Consider the following 242-nt stretch of genomic DNA (forward strand, 5'->3'; position numbering starts at 1 on the left):
TGTAGACCGGCGTCGCGTGGGCGTGCGCGCGGGCGATCTGCAGGTTGGAGGTTGTGGGATCGAGCTGGAGCTTGTTTCTCAGGTTGAACTGCGCGGAGAAGTGGCCGCCATTCCACACAACGGCCTGGCGGGCTGCGGCGGCCTCGCCGGGCCGTGCCGGGGTGCACGCTGCGGCGTGGTGGGGAGTGGCGCGGCCGGCGAGGGGTGCGGGGGGAGGGTGCGGCGGGCGGGGGGGGGGGGGG

The 242-nt window shown here is 75.2% G+C and carries 1 protein-coding gene; it reads right to left on the bottom strand.

Annotation, left to right across the window (positions count from 1 at the left end; all coding sequences use genetic code 11):
* The coding region (locus ACQG3P_RS22460) for a hypothetical protein (protein WP_426806292.1) at positions 1 to 242 on the bottom strand (242 nt) is incomplete at both ends.

The sequence above is a fragment of the Stenotrophomonas sp. SrG genome (genome assembly GCF_050031795.1).
Lineage (GTDB): Bacteria > Pseudomonadota > Gammaproteobacteria > Xanthomonadales > Xanthomonadaceae > Stenotrophomonas > Stenotrophomonas rhizophila_A.